Origin of the sequence: Paenibacillus sp. NPDC056579 (assembly GCF_042793215.1) — a bacterium.
Taxonomy (GTDB): domain Bacteria; phylum Bacillota; class Bacilli; order Paenibacillales; family NBRC-103111; genus Paenibacillus_S.
In genome coordinates, this window is sequence record NZ_JBHTVD010000002.1 from 695,616 (window position 1) to 715,278 (window position 19,663).

Here is a 19,663-nt window from a genome sequence, read left to right on the forward strand (position 1 = left end):
AGTATGGGGGTAAATGATGTGAGATTTAGCTTCAATATCATGACGAAAGTAGTATGTTTCTTTATGATGTTACAGTTCGCGCTTCCGTTGATCAGTCAATTGAATGTTATGGCATTAGCGGAGCAGCCGGATGAGATCAAAATAAACTTTCAGCCATCAGGTACACCGATGGTCCAGGACTACCTTCCTGATTATGGAGAAGTATTCGGATTGCAAAATGGCTACCAATATGGTTGGAATATTTCCCACACAGACGCAACCGTTGTTCGTTCTACTTATCAAGCGTCCGAGTTGAACTCTCACGTGCGCATTCGCCAAAACGGGTATTGGGAAATGAAACTGGACAATGGAAGTTATGAGGTTTCTGTAAGTGTGGGAGACGCCGTTTATTCGAGCAACAACACGTTGTTTGTTGAAGGAATCCCCTTTTTACAGCAGTCTGCTGTAAAAGGCGGAGAGCATTTAATAATTACGAAGCCAATTGATCTGAAAGATGGCAAGATAACTATCCGATCCGACGAATCGTCAGAAGGTCAAACTGCTATTCAGTTTATTGAAATTAAGAAGATCGGATCGACAATCCTGAAAGCAACAGCAATTCCTACTGATGATAACCCTACAATTGGTCCTCCACCAGAGGCGAAAAAAAATCCTGGGGATAAAGTGATTCTTTCTGGAAAGATGAACAACGAGCATAATTCGCCACCTTTTATCAGAGTAAGAGGTCTGCAGGAAGAAATTGAGCGGTATATGCAAGCTGGGGAAGAGCAGAGAGCAGAAGTACAATCAGATTACGAACGTAAAGCAACTCCATGCTCAAATTGCGATTCGGCAGGGCTCTTGAGAGCAATTGAAAACAGCACGCAGAATCCCGTAATAATCAAGGCAGGGCATCTAAATCTTGACTCTTCTATAACGTTAGGCTCTTCCTCGCGACCGGTTGTGCTTATAGCTAATGGCATTAATATGAACAGGAAATTAGATATTAATGTCACGGGCCTACTTATTGTAAAAGGAAACGTAAATGCGAATTCGGATGCAAACGTGTATATTCATGCTCCACGGGATAATGTCCTTATAAGTGGAGGGAGTCTTTGGGTCGAGGGGAATTTTCACCTAAATAATAACTCCATTTTAAAAGTAGATGATCAGCTTTTTGCCAGAACGTTAATTTATAACAACGGTTTACTTGATGTTCAGGCTAAGACTTTATGGATATCCGATAAACTTCATATTAATACCAAAGTGCAAATGCAAGTCGAGGATGAGATGGTGATCGGCGATCTTGTATCGAATAACGAAACGGCCACCATTACCATACGAAAGGGAGACTTATTTATACATAACAATGTTCATGTCAACAACCACTTGGAAATCAAGACAGGCGGATGGTTTGCAATGGGAGGAGATATGACGGCAAATAAGCGGCCAATCATACAAACAGGAAACGATGGACAGACCCAATTAAAATATACATTGCATGGTCTAAAGGCTAAGTATTACAGCGAAGGAAGCTTTAAAGGCAATGTGTATACGAAGGTAGACGAGACGATTGATTTGAACAGCAGGCCGATCTTTCCGGTGGAAGGGTTTAACGATCGTGACTTCTCCGTCATATGGTCTGGCCAAGTTGAACCTCAGTACAGCGAAAACTATAAATTTGAAGTGGATACAAGAGGAGCTGTAAAACTATGGGTTGATGATCAATTGCTATTAGAACGCTGGGACGAGCGTTACCAGGGCCGTTTATCCGGGAACATTAATCTGGAAGCTGGTAAGCGGCACAATATTCGTATGGAGTATTCCAGTACAGATAGTAATCCAAAGGCAACCCTTTATTGGGAGAGTACCTCTCAAAGAAGAGAAGTTGTCCCTCAAAATCGATTATACCCGTTTGCTACGCCTGTCATTACCGCAATTCCTACGGAAACGGGGATCGTACTCCGATGGACACCTATTTTTAATGCGGATGGCTATGAGCTGGAAATAGACGGGACGTTGCATTCACTGGGTAACCTAACCGAATACAACTACGATAATTTGGAATCGGGGACCCTTCATTCATTCCGAATACGTGCAAATAGTGGTGATTTGATCGGGCAATGGTCTCCAATTGTTCCCGTTTGGACTCTGCCGGATGTACCATCTAACATACGTCTTGACTCAACTAGCACTTCCGTACAGCTTGAATGGGATGCAGTTCGAGGGGCAACAGGGTACGATGTCGAGTTTGGTGGGATGATTCTGGATAACGGTGCATCAACTTTGTTTGTGGATAATGATTTGAATCCCAATACTCAGCGCAGCTTTAGGGTTAGAGCGAAAAACTCCAGCGGTCCTGGTAAATGGAGCAACGTGATCTCTAAAATTACATTGCCTGGAGTTCCTGGTGATCTTACAGCTTCCGCTTCAGATACATCGATTAAGGTTGCATGGAGTCGAGTCTCAGGCGCAAGTGGATATGATTTGATGGTAGATGGAATTGTTGTGGATGCAGGAGAAAGCAATACGTATTCTCATGACAAGCTAGGGCCATATACGACTCATCAATATCAGGTAAGATCTAAAAATTCGGATGGCACTAGCGAGTGGAGCCTTATTAAAGAGGCAACAACGTTACCAAGAATACCGGAAGGAATTATGGTGGGAGCTAAATCAGCAAGTTCGCTAGAATTGACATGGACAGCTGTCGAGGAAGCTGAAGCATATGAAGTGGAAGTTGACGGAGTGCCACAATCTGTAGGAACTTCTACCAGCTATACTCATTCTGGACTGAGTCCAAGCTCCGAGCATACGTACCGAGTTCGGGTTAAAAACGTGAAAGCACTAGGGTCTTGGAGTAGTAAGGTTTCAACAATGACCTGGCCGGGGATACCTCAAAATGTGCAGGCAGCTGCAACAAGCGGCAGCATCGTGATATCTTGGGATCCTGTATTTAATGCAGCGGGTTACGATATTGAAGTAGATGGATTGGTTGTTGACAATGGTTTGAACACGTTTTATGAGCATAAAGGAATCAATGCCAATGATGCCCATACCTATCGTGTGAGAGCCAAAAATGCTGGCGGAACGGGAGAATGGGCAGACGCAGTAATCAAGTCGACTATATTTGGTAAGCCGCAAAATTTGACTGCTGTAGCTACCAGCACTTCCATCACACTCTCTTGGGACCTGGTTCCTGGAGCAACAGGTTACGACGTGTTCTATGACGGTGACATCATAGACAATGGAGCATCTGGCTCGTTCGAACATCGTGGTTTAGACCCATACTCATGGCATGTATATAGAGTTCGTGCCAAAAATGATCAGGTTGTTGGGGAATGGAGCGATTCGCTTACAAAAGTAACCGTACTTGGAACGCCGTCTAACATACAAATAGACCCTTCTAGCACGCAAATTACGCTATCTTGGGATAGCGTACAAGGCGCAACGGGGTATGAGATCGAGGCGGATGGCGTTCTACTCGATAATGGTTCTGCAACGTCCTACGTGCATCAAGGCTTGCAGCCGAATACGAATCATTCATACCGAATAAGGGCCAAAAATGAAGAATCTGTTGGTGAATGGAGTGAAACCAGTGCATGGAGCTTACCGGTAGCCGGAACCACAGCACCCAAAATGCCTTCCAATGTGAAAGCAAGCGCCACTCCCACTTCCATTACCTTGACATGGGATTCCGTTAGTAACGCGACAGGTTATGATGTTGAAATTGATGGTAAAGTAATGTCTGGGCATACATCCGCTCAATATATCCATGAAGGGCTTGAGCCTAATACAATGCACGTATACCGGGTAAGATCCAGGAACAGCAGAGCGGTTAGCGGATGGACAGAACCCGTTAAAAAGACAACTACACCTCAATTAACAATAACTGTGGAAAAAGATAACTTCTTCAATTTCGTCGTTGTCGTTCCTAATAAGGCTGGATTGAAGGAACGGAAAGTCACAATTGTCTACGACCCAGATGCGGTCGAAGTTCTGGATTTGAGCGCGATGACACCTCAAATTGAATTAACATTTGGAGACATCAGCGGTACCAATATGACAGTGGACAAGTTTACACCAGGTGAAATTGTAATGACTATGAAGGATGCCGATAAAACAGTAACGAACATCATTAAATTTATTTCTAAAACTAATGAATATTCCAAAATTACGTACACGGTAGAGTAAGTGTAGTTGCTGGCAATGTAAAGGGGCGGTTTCTATATGACCGCTCCTCTCCAGAAAGGAAACCAAGGTGAAGCAGATGGGATCTCTTGTCCTTATAAGAACAAGCAAAGTTATTTTAGCCATGATTATGCTGATGGTATTAAGCTTCTATAACGAACTAATGCCAAGTAAGGTTCATGCGGAATCAGAATCCATAGAGGTTGATAGCTCCTATTACTTTGTGGGGTCTACCTCTTCCCGAAAAGAGCTGGCGAGATATAACCCGGATACAAGGCAAACGGAAGTGATTCTCGATGTAAGCTCGATGGAAGGCCGTATTTGGCTCGGTTCTAACAATAAAATATTTATTAAACCTCAAATTCCTGGAGATAAAAGGCTATGGATGTATGACACGGTTACTAAGGAACTAAAAACACGGAATCTTACGTTTTACGATAGTATGTACAGCCCTAATTATGACGACTACACATTTGGTGTGGATAATAAAATGTATTTTGAATATGTAAAGGATATTGGATCGGAGGACTATGATGTGCGTATTGGGCAGTATGACCCGGAAAAAGATACATTAAGCTTCATTGGTCCACCCGAAAGACAGAATCGCACTTTCTATGGCTTTAAAGCGGGATATAAGAACGACGTATATTTTATGTACGACAAGGGCGGGACCGATGACCAGCAGTTATGGCGAATAAAGCTGAGTGACAGTTCAGTGAGCTTAATTGAAGATGACGTATTCTATTATGGAATGGATACATCAGGGGGGATATACATAGACTTGTTCGGATTAAGATGGAACTGGGTGGTCCGGGGATATCCCGCCCTTCTTAAGGACTATGAAATAAATGTAGTTGGGTTTTACGACTCGCCTGAACCATACACCATCTATTATAGAGATAGTAATTACTATTATTCTCCCAAATATAAATATGTTATTGATCCGACAACATGGACAGCAACGAGATCGACGATTCCGTATGATTCGGAAATTGCCAAAGCGTTGGGTAACAAATTTAACTACGCGGGAAAATGGTATATAGAGGATGGCGGAGGAACACTAAGAATAACAGACCCGCAAACAGGTCAGGTTTCATATGCGTCTATACCGCAATACCAATTCATTTCAACTTATAACATTAATTATTTAAGAAAAGCAGGCACGCCTGGAATACAAATAGTATCCCCAACCTCTAATCAAATTGTGGGTACAGGTAATTCCCCATTGATTCCTTCTGTTAAAGTGAGGGATCCGGAAGGAGACACGTTAACCGTATCTTATTACCTTGATTCAGAATCGTCGCCAAGAGACAGCAGGGTGATTTCCAATACCGCTACTACACAACAGGTGAATTTAAGTGGGTTAAACGTTTGGGATGTATCGGAAGGACAGCATTTGCTAAGATTTACGGTTAACGATGGGAACGGGCCAGTTGAGCGAACCATTGGTATTACGGTTGATAAGTCACCACCAGGTATAGATAGCTTTTCAGTCACTTCAACGGACACGGCGGTACAATTATATGGTTCTGCATCCGATTCAGGCGCGGGATTGGATACCAGTCCTTACCGATTCACAGTAGGAAGTGATGCCAGTGTATGGATGGGCAGCGGTTCTTATACAAAAGGTAACCTCACGCCCAACACAGAGTACGTTGTGAAATTCGAGGCTAGAGACAGATTAGGGCAAATGGCTGTTAGAGATACCAAAGTATATACCAAAGCACAGATTCCAGCCCTTAGCCTGAACAATTCACAAGAAACAGCATTGACAATTACCTTAAGAGACAACAACCCGATCCAAACTAAATATCAAATCGTGGCAAATGGACAATATGTTAGTCAAAGTGGAACATTAACGAATAATCCTGAATGGATAACTGTGGCTAATAGGTCGGTACAAGTAACCGGGCTCGTTTCAAATACGAACTATACATTTGAAGCTAGAGCATTGAATGGAGCGAATGAAACAACGTCGTGGAGTGCCCCCGTTGGGACGATGACATTGCCTGGTGCACTAACCAACATGACAACGAGTGTATCCCAACGATCGGTTACCTTAAGTTGGGGTGCATTAGAGGGAGTCAATGGGTATGACGTGGAAGCAGATGGAGTGGTATTAGATGCTGGTGTTCAAAATAGATACGAACATACCGGACTTGTTCCGAACTCACAGCATACGTATCGTGTTCGTGCAAAAAATAGCGGAGGTGCAGGGGGATGGAGTCAGCCGATTACGGTAAGCACGCTTCCCGATCCTCCCCCAACTCCCGGCAATATGATTACAACTCCTACTCAGACGGAGATTAGGGTCACTTGGGATATTGCTGCCAGAACGACGTCTTACGAGCTAGAAGTAGATGGAACAGTCATGAATGTAGGCAACACGACTTCATACATTCATGGGAGATTACAGCCTTTAACCGATCACACATATCGTGTCAGGGCCAAAAATAGTGGAGGAGAGAGTCCGTGGAGCGAACCAGTTTTACAAAAAACACTGCCGTATCCTCCAAACACACCGGAACATGTTACTGGGCAACCTTTGATTCATGATATAACCCTCACATGGGGCGGATCGGAAGGGGCGGATGCTTATGAGGTGGAAGCAGATGGCCTGATTATCGATAATGGAGCTGCAACCATATTCATTCATGAGGGTCTTGATCCTCTAACAGGTCATACATACCGGGTTCGGGCCAAGAATGCAGGGGGCAAAAGCCCTTGGAGTCAGCCGTTGAACATTACAACACATCCAGAGAAACCGATTGTTCCGGGGAATGTTATTGCAACTTCCGATGAATCGGAGATAACCGTTATGTGGTACTTAGTCCCACATGCAGAGAGCTATGACGTGGAAATCGACGGCCAGACGATTATGAATGTGCAGGGGAACAAGCTTATCGATCTGAACTTGACTTCTGACAGTAAGCATACGTATCGAGTGAGAGCCAAAAATATCAGCGGCGATAGTGAATGGACTCAACCGGTTACTATCACAACCCTTTCTTCTGGAAGCGGACAATCATTAACCAATATGGTAGCCGTAGTAACCAACCGCATGATTACAGTTTCCTGGGATACGGTGGCTCCTGATGCACAATACGAAGTAGAAGTGGACGGTGTATTACTCGATAACGGTAAGAATACCATTTACAACCATACAGGACTTAAGGCCAACGAATTCCATACTTACAAAATCAGGCTGAAGAACGAAAACCAAACTGGAGAATGGGTTGCGGTATTATCTCTATCTACCTTACCTGACCCTCCGGATGCGCCTACGGAACTCGAAGCATTTGCGACTAATAATTCGATCGAGCTTCGTTGGAAAAAGGTAGACGCCTCGGATGGATATGAAATTGAAGTAGACGGCAAAACCATTGATGTAGGTTTGAATACCAATTACCTCCATAGTCAGTTAGCTCCGGGAACCATGCATACATACAGGGTAAGAGCCAGAAATATAACCAGTGTAACCGCATGGAGTCCGGCATTATCTAAAAGTACAACAAGTCCAACGTACACGGTGAATGGTATCGTCGGACAAGATTTTAATTTAACGCTACTGGCATCTAACGTACAAGATTTCAGTGAGTCTGATTTTGTTGTTACCTACAACCCGAATGAGGTAGAAATAGTAGATTTATTCAACTTTACTCCTCGACCGGACACGAATCGATCAGGAAACATTCCAGGGTCGAATCTGGAGGTCATCTACTCACCTGGGAACGTAAGATTCAAAGTAAAACAGAACATCATTCCAGGAACATCATGGTCAGGCGAAGTAACAACCCTTGTTTTCAAATCCAAAATCGACGGACAAGCCTCCTTGGACGTAATTGTGGACTAGAACAACCAAATCATGTCGGGGTGAAGAAATGATCCGGTTTTTCAAAAGATTTTATAAGCATATCGCAATTCTCATTGCGTTAACTTTGATTGTGCAGTTGCTTATCCTCTTCCCGTTTGGGAAAGAGGATAAACAGGAGGTTCATGCCAATTCAACACCTGAGCAGGATGGCCGAGTCGCTGCCGATATTTCCAACTTGACCGGCGCCAGTGTTGAAGAAATCATGAAGCTGAGAATCACAGGAAAGTCCTGGAACGAAATTATAGAGATCCTCAAATCTGTATCACGTGATACGTCTGCAGATAAAGAGCAAAGAAGCAAGCTGCTAACGGGAGCTGGAATTGCTGAAGAGGATATTAAGAAATGGATAGAACAAGGTTTTTCAAATGAAGAGATTATGGAAGCTCGTATGATGGCGGACAGAGTCCAATTCCAACTTAAGGAAATGACAGAGTCCTCTCCCTTCCAACAAGTAGAGAAGCCTTCTGCCGAGCTATCCTCTAATAAGAGAGAAGACGATAAGCAAGCCGGATATAAGAAGATCGTAGAAGGCTTCGAGGTGAAAACAGCTGTTTCTTTCATGCTTCAGCTCAAGAAAGAGTTTGGCAGCTTTGAAGCGGTTCTCGATGAGTACTTGCTATCTCTGCAAATCGGGATCTCATTAGAGGATTACATTAACGATAAGGAACAATTTCTGAAACAAAAGGCTGAAAAGAGCATAGGGATTATGCATGATCAATTGATTACACTAAATGGGCTGGAACAGGACGTACTCAATAAAATGAAATCAGATCATGCGCTTGGTCGGGAGGATCTCCCAATCCAGCAGTCAAATGGGCAAATCGGCCAGGACAAGGAAGGGAACCGTCCATTACCTGATGTTCCGGTTCCTCACGTAAAAGATGTGAAACCGGTAAACCCAACTGAGCAAATCAACGATGAGTTGAAACGGATCAATCCGAATCAACAATAAGAGGAGTCAACAAGATGAGAAAAAAGACTATTGCCAAGTGGATCCTTGGATTATTTATAGTCAGCATGGTACTACAAGCTGGTGCTGCCGTGTATGCACTAGTCGCAAGTACAACGACCAGTTCTACAGAGGAACAGCCGCTAAGTGAAACGATGTGGAGTCAACCTATTGCTGCAGATGTCGAAATCTCCCAAGAGGTAATGGATAAAATCAAAAGCTCGGACCCGACTTACTATGAGCAAAATGTAGCGAATTATAAGAAACTGCTATCGGTTTTGGACGTGCATCCGAAGTTCAGAAGTGAGATGGAACGACTTATTGCAGCAAACCATCGTTTATCCGATATTCTGGTAGCCTACGAGTATTTGTATCATAGTTTTGGGATGGCAAAGGACGTCGAGTCGTTTGTTCTCCAGAAAGAATCGGGACAATCATGGGAGTCAATATTTGAAACGTACAAGAAAGCCCATGCTTCGTTTGTTCCCCAGGCATTCGATTCGGATGAACTGGAGCAATTGATGCGTACTTCAGGAATAACCGCCGACGATATAATGCTTGCCGATCGAATTGCGTTTGAGTCAGGGAAGCCCTTCAAGGAGCTAGTTAACATGAGGCTGCAAAACCAAGGCCAAAGCTGGAAAGAAATAAATGCGCAGCTCAATCTTGTATACAGCGCTTCTGTTTTACCACGCGTAAAGGTTACATCGGATGAGGTACAGAAGTACACTCAAACCGGGAAACTGACGCAGGATCAGGTTGCCGAGGCCTTTGTTTTGGCCTATAAATTAGGGCAACAACCACAAGGCATCATAGATCAATATAGTAATGGTTTGAGGGAAGAGACTATATTTGCAGAGACCTTAAGCAATAAATATGGTCAATAAAGAAATTGGCAGGCATCTAGGCATTGATCCTTTACTGGAGGTACACTTGTGAAGCAGTTAAGTAAGCTAGCGATAATGATCTTGTTCTTAATCTTGATTCCAATTCAACAAGTATATGCGGAAACATTGGAAGAGCAGCTGAATAACCTTGTCGGTCCTAAGCAGCAGTATGATACAATGCTATCCCCGGTGTATTTAAGAAACAATAAGACGGAAGAGTACATTAGTCCTCAAAGCGGGGAATTGTCGCTGACACAGACAGATTACGTACTTCCGGGCCGAAATGGGTTGGATCTGGAGATCAAACGTATTTATAAAAGCAATATATCGAATGTTCAAGAGATGAAAGTAAAATATGTAAACGGGGCTTGGGTCGATTATGTGGACTCGGCATCCGCGACATCCACCTTTTACGAAGATCGATACAATTTGGGGATAGGTATGCGTTTTTCTTTTCCCAGTATCGAAATCAGGAGAAATGCCGACGGTTCCAGACATCCCTTCCTGCATACCGAGAGCGGCGATATATATCGGCTGAAAAAAATCGCGGTCGAAGGCCCTGCCACTTATATGCTGGAAGGACAGACGATCAAAGATGTGATGGTCAAGGAAAACTCGGATTTCAGCAATGGCCAGAGCGACGGCAGATCCAAATATCTGATGACAGGTAAAGACGGCAAGAAGACTTACTTCGCTGAGGACGGGAGAGTCCTTGGCATTGTCGACAGATATGATAATACGATCAAGTTTGAATATTTGCAGCTGACGTACAAGGTTAATGGTAAAGAAGTAAGCAAAAAGTTGCTTTCGAAAATAACGGATACAGTAGGAAGAGTAACAACGATCGAATATAAAGAAGATCACGAATTTAAGGTTGGACCTATTGGGACGGAAACATATGGCGCGAGTGACAGCTATAAAAGCACTCAAAATCCGAACAATCAGGATTCCGGCGATCTTAACGGTAAGTTTCAGGTCATCGTTCATCTCCCCGATAGCAAACAGATCGTATACGATAAATCCGCCGTGCTCGTTAATGATGCTAAGCAAGTACTTCGTACCCGATTGCAGCGGGTATTCGATATTGACGGTAAGCCGAAGTATCACTATTGGTATGAGCAGCCGGACTTAGGGTTCACATTTACGAACGGCACCGGATATTCGGTGTTCAATCGTTATGAGTATTTGGTACAGGTCGATTATACCAAGACAAATCAAATCAAACGATACGGATACAGTACCTATACGAAACGATTGAATACGGGAAGTATGCAGTACCGCAAAATATTTGAAGCAAAGCAATTAGTGAAGACTGGATTTGATCCTGCCCCAAAAGCGTTTATGGACAAGTTCATTACGGATGTAAAAGATAAAACGAACTACACCTATACCAATGAAGCCGATGGCTTCGGGACAGAGGATTACAAAGAAAACTCGGAAGAGTATTTAAGAAATACATATCGTTATTACACAGAGGTAGCGGATTTAAGAGGGAACTCATCCAAATATACATATGATGGGCTTCAACAATTAGTCGTAACTGAAAAAGTAGGTAGCGATCACAAGGAAGTCATAACGAACGAAATGGATGAAATGAAGCTGGTTAAAAAACAACAAAGCCTTACGTATAAGGTGGTCAATGGACAACCGACCGGCGAACCAGTGAAAAAGATCGAAAATTATCGTTATGACGAGTATGGCAATTTAACAAACTACACAGGACCGGAAGCAGTAAGGAATGAGAGCGGCTATCCTGTCGATACGGAGCACACGGTCGTCTATTCTTATGCTTATGATAAATACCATGTCGTCTCCATGAAAACATGGAAGCAAGATAAAGACACTACCGGCCAATCGATATTCTCAATCGATGACAAAGGGAATGTTATCAAGGAAACGAAAGTCATTCCTGGCAATGGAAGTGGCAATATAGTAACGGATTATCAGTACGATAGCTACGGAAACATGACCCGTAAGGAAATCGTTTCCGGTAAGCAATCGTTTGTTACCCAATATGAATACGGAACGGATGCCAGCGGCACCGATGTTCATGGCGCTTACTTGACCAAGGAATACAGTATGCTCGATGGTGTCGAGATTGCGAAGACTTATGCTTATGATTTCAACACGGGCATTCGACTGACAGAGACGGATGCTAATGGGAATAAGACTTCCTATGAGTATGATGCTTTAAATAGGGTCGTTAAGACTACGCAGCCGGATAACTACACGAAACAATACAGTTATGAAGAAAATCCTTATGCCAATTTGAAGATTCAGTATACAGATCCGGCAGGGGTTGCCTTTACTTATGAATACGATATTCAGGGTAATCTTTTGCAAAGCAGGGTTATGGATCGTGGACAAGGGATAGTGCTCCAAACATTCGAATACGACTCCAAAGGGAGCAAAATTAAGGAAACGGATTCGAACGGGCACAGCATCCGCTATGAATACGATAGCAAGAATAGAGTCGTCAATAAGTCGTTCTGGGAAAACGGTACGGCGGATAAAGGCCGTGTAAATGTCGACTACGCACAAGGAGATCAGGGTACTCCATTGCTGGTAACGATAACGGATGAAGAAGGCTATGTTCAGAAATTCCATTACGATATCCTGGATCGGCTGACCAAAGCGGAAACGACACCCGATAACGCACAGTTTTATGTAACAACATTTGCTTATGACTACGTTGGTAATAAGATAGCGGAAACCGATCCAAAGAATCAAACCACTCAATTTACTTACGATTCAGCGGGAAGACTAATCGTTAAAAAGGACGCGCTAGGCAATGAGACGCAAATAGCCTACAACTCCTTAAACCAGGTGACGTATCAAAAGGAGCCAGGAGGCAAGATTACAGAGATTGACTATGATGTATTAGGAAGAACAGCTTTTCAAAAAATATATAAGCAAGGAGTGGAAAAGGAATATACCTATACATCGTATCATTACGATCCGGCAGGAAATATATTGAACACCAAACGAGGAATGGTGGTTGACGGGGTTGACTCCTTAGCTTCCGATATCTCGTATGTGTACGATGCTATGAATCGGGCTATCGAGCGTTCTGCCCGAATAGATGACTCAAGAGCCTCAATCGAAAGTAACAGCTACAATCCTAACGGAAATAAGATCCAGACGATTCAATACGCCAGTGCGGATAAATCCCAATTCCGGATTTATACCTATGCTTATGATTACTCAGGCCAGGTAAAAGAGGAATCGGGTGCGTACAAGGTCCAGGATGGCAGCGGCAATGAGAGCGTCTATGGCAGCTACAACAAGATCACGGAGCGAGACTATGCAGGAAACGTAGTAAAGGAGCAAGTATTTAATGGTACCGGCTGGGATACGACCGCGTATTCCTACAACTATAAAAATAAACTGACGGAGAAAGTCGAGCCATATGTTCGGGATCAAACCGAAAAAAGAACAAAGTACCAATATGATAAGAAGGGAAATCTTCTTGCTGAAACGATAAACGTCCAGGGGGCGGACGCTACCACCTCCTACCATGTGGACGGGTTGGGCAGGATCATTGCCAAAATCGATCCGCTGGGCGGTGTGTCCCGGTATGCATATGATGCGAATGGAAACAAGTGGAAAGAAATTGATCCAAGATACTCAACCGAAGACCTGAAACAAGCCCCGGGCAAAGAGTTTGAGTATGACGCATTAAATCGGCTGATAAAAACTGTTGTATTCGACGGAAGCAACAGAGAAACGATCGAATACAGGGAGTACGACGCAAGAGGCAACGTACGTAAGCTGGTTGACGGCGAAGGATACAATTCGAGCCAGCCTGAGTTTTCCATCGGAAGCTTGTTTGAGTACGATATGAATGACAAGAAAATAACATACATTTCTGCTCAAACCGCAGTGTTGAACGCGGAGAACGGAACTCATGACTTAAGCAGCTGGTATACGTATGACGGAGCAGGCAACCTTCTTTCCGAAGTCGATGCGATTGGGAGTATGACTCGCAACACGTATTATTTGAATGGTCTGATCAAAGAAAAGACCTTTCCTGACGGTTCCACGGAAACATATGATTACGACCTTACAGGGAAAGCATTGCAAATCATGAAAGATCGGTCCGGTAACATTAACAAAACATTCTTATCCGTATTCGATAAACCTTATCGTATTGAGTATCCTGATGGAACAAGCGAATCGTTTACATATTCTCCTAAGGGAGAGGTAGCGGAAAGCTACGATCAGGCAGGCCAAACGAAAGCTTTTGTGTATGATCCTTCCGGTAACTTGATTCAGAAGAAGGAATATATTCGGTCAGATGCAAGCTTTGCTTATTCTAAAATAACGAAAATGCAGTACGATGAAGCGAACCGCGTATTGAGCAGCGAGACGCTGATGCAGAAGGCTCCTTTAGCCGGAGGTACGCCTGAGGAAACGTCCGCTGGAGATAAGACGGACTATATTTACGATAAAGTCGGCCGGCTGACGAAAGTATCCGGTCCTAACGGTAAGGAAACCATTCAAACATATGACCGGGCAGGCCTTGTTACAGCCAAACTCCAGAAGGTGGAAGACGGCAATTATGATGTGATCCGATACGAGTACGATATTCGGTCTCAACTGGTGAAACAGTCACTGCTTGTAAGAACCGCGGAGCTAAGTATCGAGCATCTGGCTTCAGCTCAATACGATAACGAGTATGCGGATCGGGTCAGAGCTACGATAAACAGTACCTATACTAAGAACGGCAAGCTTAAGAGTACACAAGATGCTTATGGCCATGTCACTTCGTATGAGTACGATTATGATAGCCGGCTGGTGAAGAAAACCGATCCTATACAAGCCGTGACCGCATATCGTTACGATCTAAAGGGCAATTTGGTTGAAGAAATTAACAGCAAGGGTAGCTCTATACAATATGCCTACGATGCCCTTAACCGATTGATAAAGAAGCAGTCACCGGCAGCTGACGGGGAGATGGCAACTGCACGTTATGTCTACGATGCAGCGGGGAACCTAGTAAAACAAATTGCGCCTAACGATTACGACCCAGCAAAGGACACAGCCTCCCTGCTGGATACGATGATCGGCATGATGTATGTTTATGACATGTTGAACCGCCGGACAGCAACGATAGCACCGAATGGCCAGGGTCTCGAGTATATCGAATACAACAGCTTGGGCCAGGTCAGAAAAACAGTCAATGGTGTCCAGTACAACGGCGAAATGTCTTCATCCAAAGGGACTATGTATGAGTACGATGGACTTGGAAGGGTGCTGCAATCAACCGATCCTTTAGGTCACAGTACAGCGTATACGTACGACGTGCTAGGGAATGCAACAAGCAAAACGGATGCCAGAAATAATACAACAAGCTATGTCTACAATCCGGACAATACGCTGGATTCAGTTATTATGGTAGATGGAGGTAAGCTCTCCTATACGTATGACAAGCTCGGAAGAAAAACCTCCGAAACCGATCCATTAGGCAATACGACCTCTTATGTGTACAATGCCTTCGGAAAAGAACGAACGGTTACCGATGCGTATGGATATACAATCGAATCTAAATACGATCTGAACGGAAACCCGGTTATTATGAAAGACAAACGGGGTAGCTCTACGCTATTGAAATACGATGCCGTGAACCGACTTGTTCAGAAAAAGACTCCTTTGGAGCTGGACGGAAGCGGAAATGTGGTCTATGCAGTAGAAACGTTTGGATACGATTCGCTGGGGAACGTACTGAAAAAAAGCCTGGCCAGTTCTGTTAACAAAGATTTTTATCGAGAAACGGTCTATACGTACTATGATAACAATCTGGTGAATACGGAAACGGACAATAGCGGGGGATATACCAAGAAGCATTACGATAAGAACGGGAATGTCATTAAGCTGGAGAAGCTGAGAGATACCGATGCTTACGATATTGAGAAGTTCGTTTATGATAGCCAAAACAGACTGATTCAACGGATCCGGCTCGCTGACGCGGCAAGCTTTGACGAGAATTCAGGATATGCCTCCGCAATAGAATTGAAGGACGAGGAATATCCGGACAAAATCAGACTCATTACAGGGTATGCTTACGATGCCGCGGGTAACAAAGTAAAGGAAATCGATCCGAGAGCGTATGCTTTCCCAAGATCGGACACCGCTAATAGAGATGCGTATACCACCGTCTATACTTACGATGCTGCGAACCGTTTGGACAAAGTCATCCGCATGCTGAATAGTGTTGAGATTTATAAACAATTTGGCTATGACGAGGTCGGTAACAAAATCGTGGAGCGCAATGAGCGCGGCTTCGAAACCCGGTACACTTACGATCATGCTAACAGGATCAAGACGGTCACCGATGCAGAACAGCATACTTTGACATATGAGTATGATCTGGCGGGTAATAAGATCGCTGAGACGAATGCCAAAGGCTTCAGCATGAGGTACCAGTATGACAAACTAAACCGTTTGACAATCACTATAGATCCATATAACACGGTGATTCAACTACAGTTGTATGATGAGAACGGCAATGTAGTGAAGAAAGTAGACGCCAAAGGATATCAATCGGCCAACTCAGATGATGAGCGATATGGAATGGTGTATGAGTATGATCTGGCAAACCGATTGGTCAAACAAACTGATCCCGAGCAATCGATAAGGAAGTACCAGTACAATGTTGCAGGCCAGAAAGTGAAGGAAACGAACGGTCTGGATCAATCGACCTTGTACGCTTATGATGCAGCAGGCCGATTAGTCAAGGTAACCGACCCACTCGGTGTGGAAGTGACTTATGGCTATGACAACGCAGGAAACAAGCTTCATATGACCGATGGCCGAGGGAAAGTGACTCAGTACAGCTATAACGCTTTGGGGTGGATGAAAGAAGCGACGAATGCGGCTAGTCTATCCATCCACTATCAGTATGATCTGGCAGGCAATGTAGCTGGCATGATTGATCGTATCGGAAACCATACCGTATATACATACGATAGTCGCAATCTCCTTCTAAACAAGCAAGTGAAGGAGACGGGAGATTCGCTCAGTTATACCTACGACGAGGTTGGCAACCGCTCGTCTATGGTAGACAATAGCGGCACCAGCAGCTACGCGTACGATAAGAAAAATCAACTGCTGAGCATTAGTCAAGACGGTAAATCACAAATTTCTTATACGTATGATGCTCTAGGGAACGTCGAGTCCATAACGGACTTGAAAGGCAACCAAACGACCTACACCTATGACAAGTCCAGTCGAATGGAAACCGTCGCGTTCCAAGGTAATACGACGACCTACACCTATGATGAGAATGGAAACCGTAAGACCATTACCTACGAGGGCGGTGTCAACGAAGAATACACCTTCGATAAAAACAACCGAGTGGTGACACTGACCAACAAGAAGCCGGACGGAGATGTCATATCTTCCTACAGCTACACCTACGATGCAGCTGGACAGCAAGATAGTAAAACCGACAGCTTCGGCACGACCCGCTATATTTACGATGCGGCAGGTCGAATCGCGAAGGTAGAGGCTCCGGGTAAAACATCCTTCTACGTCTATGATCACGCTGGAAACCGGCAAACGCTAAACGAGACGTATACTTCGCTTCAGCCGAGCGGATACAAAGAACCGAACAGTCAAGTCGAAGTGCAGTACAAGGTCAAGAAAAGCGAGTACGTTTACTCCAATACAAACGAGTTGTTGAAGCTCGTTGAAGTCATGTACGATGAAACGGGCAAAGAACTTCTGGAAAAGACGATCAGCTATTTGTATGATGAGAATGGGAACCAGATTCGACAAATGGTAGGGTACATTCATCCGCATACCCGGGACATGAGACAAGTCACTGGCGGCAACCTTTACGGAGATCATGTACCTGACGATTTGAACCTTTTGATCGAGAAGGTCAACAGTACGTTCGATGGCTTCAATCAATTGAAGCAGATGGAGAAGGTCAAAGGTGGAGAGCGTGTTACCGTTGACTATACCTACGATGGTGACGGACTAAGAACGAAGAAAGTTGTTAGAAGCTCTAAGGAAGGCTATGTGGAGAAAGTCACGAATTATTTGTATGACCGCCAGCATGTGATTCTGGAAACCGATGCTTCAGGTAACGCAGCTATCCGCTATGTTCGCGGCGTTAACTATATCGCCAGAGTAGATAGTGCGAATAAGCATTCCTACTATCTGTACAACGGTCACGGGGATGTTGTTCAGACCGTGAGCGCCGCAGGTGACGTTGAAAATCAGTATGACTATGATATCTTTGGCAGTCCAACTTTAATCATTGAGCAGTATGGCAATGCGATTCGCTATGCAGGAGAGTATCTGGATGAGGAGACGGGACTGTATTACCTGAGAGCACGATATTATGATCCTCATCTCGGTCGCTTCATATCGCAGGATAGCTACTGGGGAGATGATACTAGTCCTCTAAGCTTGAATTTGTATACTTATGGTCATAACAATCCGATTAAGTATATTGATCCGAGCGGACATTCGGTTTATGGTGTAATTGCTGACCCTAATATGGACAATGAGGGTTTGGCTGATCCTGTTGAATGGGACGGTACGAAATCGGAAGATAGCTCATCTGGCCCGGGTTTGAAGGGTTTTATAGAACCTCGTATGTACAGACCATCGGGTAATGGGAAAGAGTCGTACATTCGTAAAGAAACGGAAAGATTAATTGAGCTTGCCGAAGCGGCTGTTTATGGGGAGATAGGTAATCGTTTCTTAAAAGGTACGGATGACGAGCAGGACTCTAGTGGTATGACTTCTACCCATCCGATGAGTGTGAAGGAATTACAAGAAGAGTTGGAGGGGAAACGAGTTAAGATAGCCTCATTTGAAATCACATCAGGATTTTCGGGTGAGTATACCAATGATTACAAACCATTGATACCTAATACATTTGATGAATATATGATCAATGTAGCTATATATGAAGCCAGGTATAATGGGGATAAGTTTAAAGAAAATTATGAAAAGATGAATAAAGCAAGAAAAGCCGCATTCCAGGGTTATTTAAACGAAAATGATTTTCAGTATTTATATAACCTTGCAACGTTACATCATTATATTGAAAAAGAAAATACAATTGATAATGCGGAAAACGCCAGAAATGAACTGCAAAGGATTTTTAAAGAAGGTTACAGAATAATATTTGAAGAAGGTCTCAAACTAGCAATTCAATTTGAAGAAGGTGCGTTTCGAGGTGGTCTAAGACTTCCAGTTCGTGTAAAACCAGGAGCGGATAGTACAGTTAATACAAAAAACGCTTCAACTGAGGGGACTGGTAAAGGTGCCTCAAAATTTGATCCTTTAAGTAACCCTAAAATAGCAAAAGAAATTGAAGCGAATCCAGATGCAGTTTATGGATATTCCCCTAAAAAAGGGTCCTCATTGGATAAATTTGGGGTAGATTGGACTGATTCACAACAAGTTGCTTCTGCAAGAACTAAGAGAATGGAATATCTACAAAATATGGAGCAAAAGAAAGTAAAACTTGAGAGTGAAGTTGCTAAACTTCAAAGTGAAGGAATATCAATTGAAGATATTGCGAGGATGAAGGTTGAACAACGTAATTCTGATAGAATACAATCATATATTGACTCTAATAACTATGAAGGTCTAGCTGCCATGAAGGAGCGGAATATTCAACAATATGGTAGGCCAGAAGGGCCTACTCCAAAGCAACTTTTTGAAAAGTATGGTTCATGGGATGAAGTTATATATAGTAGTGTAAGGACTAGTCCAGCAATGGATGTACTTACAGGATTATACAAACAATAGGAGGATTTA

Annotated in this window: 5 protein-coding genes; all 5 read left to right on the plus strand. The window is 43.7% G+C overall.

Annotated features, from left to right (window positions below):
• The first annotated feature begins 3 nt into the window (after positions 1-3).
• The 5 genes from ACFQ88_RS10710 to ACFQ88_RS10730 all read left to right on the plus strand — a co-directional run bounded on the left by ACFQ88_RS10710 (position 4) and on the right by ACFQ88_RS10730 (position 19,654).
• Positions 4-4,173: a fibronectin type III domain-containing protein gene (locus ACFQ88_RS10710; protein ID WP_379454080.1), complete on the plus strand. Its 4,170-nt coding sequence runs from the start codon at positions 4-6 to the stop codon at positions 4,171-4,173.
• A 76-nt stretch (positions 4,174-4,249) separates the two neighbouring features.
• Complete coding sequence (locus tag ACFQ88_RS10715) at positions 4,250-8,023, plus strand: fibronectin type III domain-containing protein (protein ID WP_379454366.1); 3,774 nt, start codon at positions 4,250-4,252, stop codon at positions 8,021-8,023.
• A 28-nt stretch (positions 8,024-8,051) separates the two neighbouring features.
• On the plus strand, positions 8,052-8,996 hold the full coding sequence (locus ACFQ88_RS10720) for a hypothetical protein (protein WP_379454081.1): 945 nt from the start codon (positions 8,052-8,054) through the stop codon (positions 8,994-8,996).
• Between the two features lie 14 nt (positions 8,997-9,010).
• Positions 9,011-9,880 carry a hypothetical protein gene (locus tag ACFQ88_RS10725; protein WP_379454082.1) on the plus strand — a complete coding sequence of 290 codons (870 nt, stop codon included), beginning with the start codon at positions 9,011-9,013 and terminating at the stop codon, positions 9,878-9,880.
• A gap of 660 nt (positions 9,881-10,540) precedes the next feature.
• Complete coding sequence (locus ACFQ88_RS10730) at positions 10,541-19,654, plus strand: RHS repeat-associated core domain-containing protein (RefSeq protein WP_379454083.1); 9,114 nt, start codon at positions 10,541-10,543, stop codon at positions 19,652-19,654.
• The last annotated feature ends 9 nt before the right edge of the window (positions 19,655-19,663 follow it).

Bases quoted from the DNA above. Each gene is read 5' to 3' on its own strand.
- ACFQ88_RS10725 (WP_379454082.1), top strand. From the start codon at position 9,011: ATGAGAAAAAAGACTATTGCCAAGTGGATCCTTGGATTATTTATAGTC.
- ACFQ88_RS10720 (WP_379454081.1), top strand. From the start codon at position 8,052: ATGATCCGGTTTTTCAAAAGATTTTATAAGCATATCGCAATTCTCATT.
- ACFQ88_RS10730 (WP_379454083.1), top strand. From the start codon at position 10,541: ATGACAGGTAAAGACGGCAAGAAGACTTACTTCGCTGAGGACGGGAGA.
- ACFQ88_RS10710 (WP_379454080.1), top strand. From the start codon at position 4: ATGGGGGTAAATGATGTGAGATTTAGCTTCAATATCATGACGAAAGTA.
- ACFQ88_RS10715 (WP_379454366.1), top strand. From the start codon at position 4,250: ATGGGATCTCTTGTCCTTATAAGAACAAGCAAAGTTATTTTAGCCATG.